Annotated in this window: 3 protein-coding genes and 1 pseudogene; 3 read left to right on the top strand and 1 reads right to left on the bottom strand. The window is 61.1% G+C overall.

Going from position 1 to position 2,786, the window contains the following annotated elements:
* Positions 1-829 (top strand): D-2-hydroxyacid dehydrogenase (locus PMI29_RS21770; RefSeq protein WP_007995711.1); only part of this gene is annotated, 829 nt, incomplete at its 5' end.
* A 137-nt stretch (positions 830-966) separates the two neighbouring features.
* Here the strand turns inward: PMI29_RS21770 and PMI29_RS21775 are convergent.
* Positions 967-1,560: a nitroreductase family protein gene (locus PMI29_RS21775; RefSeq protein ID WP_007995710.1), complete on the bottom strand. Its 594-nt coding sequence runs from the start codon at positions 1,558-1,560 to the stop codon at positions 967-969.
* A gap of 165 nt (positions 1,561-1,725) precedes the next feature.
* Between PMI29_RS21775 and PMI29_RS21780 the strand changes: the two genes are divergently transcribed.
* Together PMI29_RS21780 and PMI29_RS21785 are read left to right on the top strand one after the other, a co-directional pair.
* Entirely contained in the window at positions 1,726-2,175 is a 450-nt protein-coding gene (locus tag PMI29_RS21780; RefSeq protein ID WP_007995709.1) for a YcgN family cysteine cluster protein, read from the top strand.
* Positions 2,176-2,210: 35 nt separating this feature from the next.
* Positions 2,211-2,786 (top strand): annotated as a pseudogene (locus tag PMI29_RS21785) (hypothetical protein); the annotation flags it as partial.

The following is a 2,786-nucleotide window of genomic DNA, read 5'->3' as shown; positions in this document are numbered from 1 at the left end:
GGCCAGCCAGGCCGCCGATTGTCCGGTGTGGCTCGGCCAGCCTGATTTGCTGGCGACCCTGTTACGCCAGGGTCATCAACCGCAATGGCTGCAATCTACCTGGGCCGGCATTACGCCGCTGCTGGCCGACGGCTTGCCGCGGCACTATCGGCTGACGCGTGCCGTTGGCATCTTCGGACAGGTCATGGCCGAGTACGTGCTCACGTATATGCTCGGTCACGAACGTGAAGTGCTGGCGCGACTGGTCAGCCAGGTCGAGCGCAAGTGGGACAGTCGCCATGGCCAGAGCCTGGCGGGGCGCAAGGTGTTGATCGTCGGTACAGGCGATATCGGTCAAAGTGTCGCGCAGTTCCTCGTGCCGTTCGGCGTCGAGTTGTATGGCATTGCGAGCAGCGCGCGGGAGCAGGCGCCGTTTATCGAAGTCGGTTCACTGGCGGATTTGCCGCGGCTGGTCGGTGAAGTCGATTACGTGGTCAATCTGCTGCCGAACACGCCGGACACCCACGATATCTACGACGCGGCGCTGTTCAAGCAATTCAAGCCGACCGGGCTGTTCATCAACGCCGGGCGCGGTGTGGCAGTGGTCGATGCGGATCTGGTAGACGCCTTGAAGGAAGGGCATCTGGCGGGCGCGGTGATCGACGTGTGCCGTCAGGAGCCATTGCCCCAGCGTCATCCATTCTGGACGGCCTGGGGCCTGCTGCTGACCGGCCACAGCTCGGCACCGACTTCGCCGTCGATGATGGTGAAGCTGTTTGTCGAGAACCTGCGGGCGTATCAGGCGGGAGAGGCGTTGCGCGGGGAAGTGGATTTCGATCGCGGGTATTGATTCACCACTGATTCTGTCTGGAGCAAAAACTGTGGGAGCGAGCTTGCTCGCGATGAGGCCATTAGTTTCAACATCAATGTTGACTGACTGGCCGCCATCGCGAGCAAGCTCGCTCCCACAATGTTTTTTGCAGTGGCTTAGAGGGTGAAGTCGCCTTCAGCCGCCAACTCGCTCAACGGACGACGCGGGCTTGGTTCTTCACGGGCTTGCAGGTAATCCGCCAGGCTCGCCTTGTCTCCCAGCTTGCCCACCGCTACCGCGGCGTGCAGGGCGTAGCCTTCAGGAATGTGCAGCTCCTTGCGGGTCAGTTCCTGGTCGAAGCCGGCCATGCCGTGGGTGTGCCAGCCGCTCAGGCTCGCTTGCAAGGCCAGGTGGCCCCAGGCGGAGCCGGTGTCGAAGGTGTGCCACAGGGCCGGGGTTTCTTCAGTGGCGCCAGGCACGGCGAAGGTGGTTTTGGAAATCACGATCACCAGGGCCGAAGCGTGTTGCGCCCAACTGCGGTTGAATTCGTTCAGCAGGCCCAGGTAACGCTCCCAATTCAGCGTATCGCGACGTGCGTAGAGAAAGCGCCAAGGCTGGGAGTTGTAGGCCGAGGGTGCCCAGCGTGCGGCTTCGAAGAAGCTCAGCAGGGTTTCCTCTGGAATCGTTTCGCCAGTGAAGGCGCGGGGCGACCAGCGATCGGTGAATTGAGGGTGAATGGCGTAATCGGCAACGCGTGGGTTGGCACTCATCAAGAGATTCCTTGCTACGTTTGAAAGTGAGGGGCGACGCAAAACCCTACTTGGCAGTGCAAAAACTGACAAGCCCGTTCTACCGACAGTCGCCAATGCTTGGCCCGCAGGGCTTCGGGCACTAGACTGGCGGCCTTTTCATCACCTGATGTCGATGCTCGAACCATGGCCGCCAAAGTAGAACCGTTCTGGATACGCAAAACCCTCGATCAACTCGATCAGGAGGAATGGGAGTCGCTGTGCGACGGCTGTGGATTGTGCTGCCTGCAAAAGCTTGAGGACGAAGACGACAACAGCGTCTATTACACGCGCATCGCCTGCAAATTGCTGGATCTGAAAACCTGCCAGTGCACGAACTATCCTGACCGTCGTGACTTCGTGCCGGACTGCATCCAGCTTACGCCGGGCAAGGCCGACGAATTCAAATGGCTCCCGCCAACCTGCGGTTATCGCCTGGTCAGCGAAGGCAAGGACCTGCCGTTGTGGCATCACCTGGTATGCGGCGATCGCGATGCCGTGCATCACGAGCGGATCTCACAGTCCGGGCGCATGCTCGCCGAAGGCAGCGTGCCGGAAGAGGATTGGGAAGATCACCTGATTTTCCGCGCAGGCTGATTGCCAACGGTTAAACGTTTCACGAAGGAGTGTGTATGGCTGTGGGATGGCGGCAGGCGTGGGTCGTTGGATTACTGGCCGTGAATTCGCCCGTCTGGGCTGCGAACAAGGTCGATCTGGATTATCACGTACGCCTGTTGCCGCAGAGCGATCAGGCCGAAGTGCGCTTGACGCTGGCTCAGGGTTCGGCGGTACGCAGCCTGGATTTCGACCTCGGCGACGGCAGCCACTACAGCGATTTCAAGGCCGACGGCCAATGGCAACTGACCCCCGGCAACGCGGCGCGCGGTGTCTGGCGTCCGGCTGCTGACAAGGCCAGCCTGACCTACCGCGTGAATATCAGCCACGGGCGCAAGAACGGCAGCTTCGACACGCGCATGACGCCAAACTGGGCGTTGATGCGCGGTGACGATCTGGTGCCCGCCGCCAAGCTCGATCAACAGGACGGCATCGAACTGGTTTCTCGTCTTGTATTCGAGCTGCCCGGTGGCTGGAAAAGCGTTGAAACCGCCTGGCCACGGATTGGCCAGAACAAATTCCGTATCGATAACCCGTCCCGACTGTTCGACCGGCCCACAGGCTGGATGCTCGCCGGCCAGCTCGGCAGCCGC

The sequence above is a fragment of the Pseudomonas sp. GM49 genome, from assembly GCF_000282355.1.
In the GTDB taxonomy this organism is placed as follows: Bacteria; Pseudomonadota; Gammaproteobacteria; order Pseudomonadales; family Pseudomonadaceae; genus Aquipseudomonas.
The sequence above is the reverse complement of the archived record's forward strand: the minus strand, read 5'-3'. Positions and strand labels throughout refer to the sequence as shown.

Excerpts from the sequence above, each read along its gene's own strand:
- PMI29_RS21775 (WP_007995710.1), bottom strand. The coding sequence starts at position 1,560 with ATGAGTGCCAACCCACGCGTTGCCGATTACGCCATTCACCCTCAATTC.
- PMI29_RS21780 (WP_007995709.1), top strand. The coding sequence starts at position 1,726 with ATGGCCGCCAAAGTAGAACCGTTCTGGATACGCAAAACCCTCGATCAA.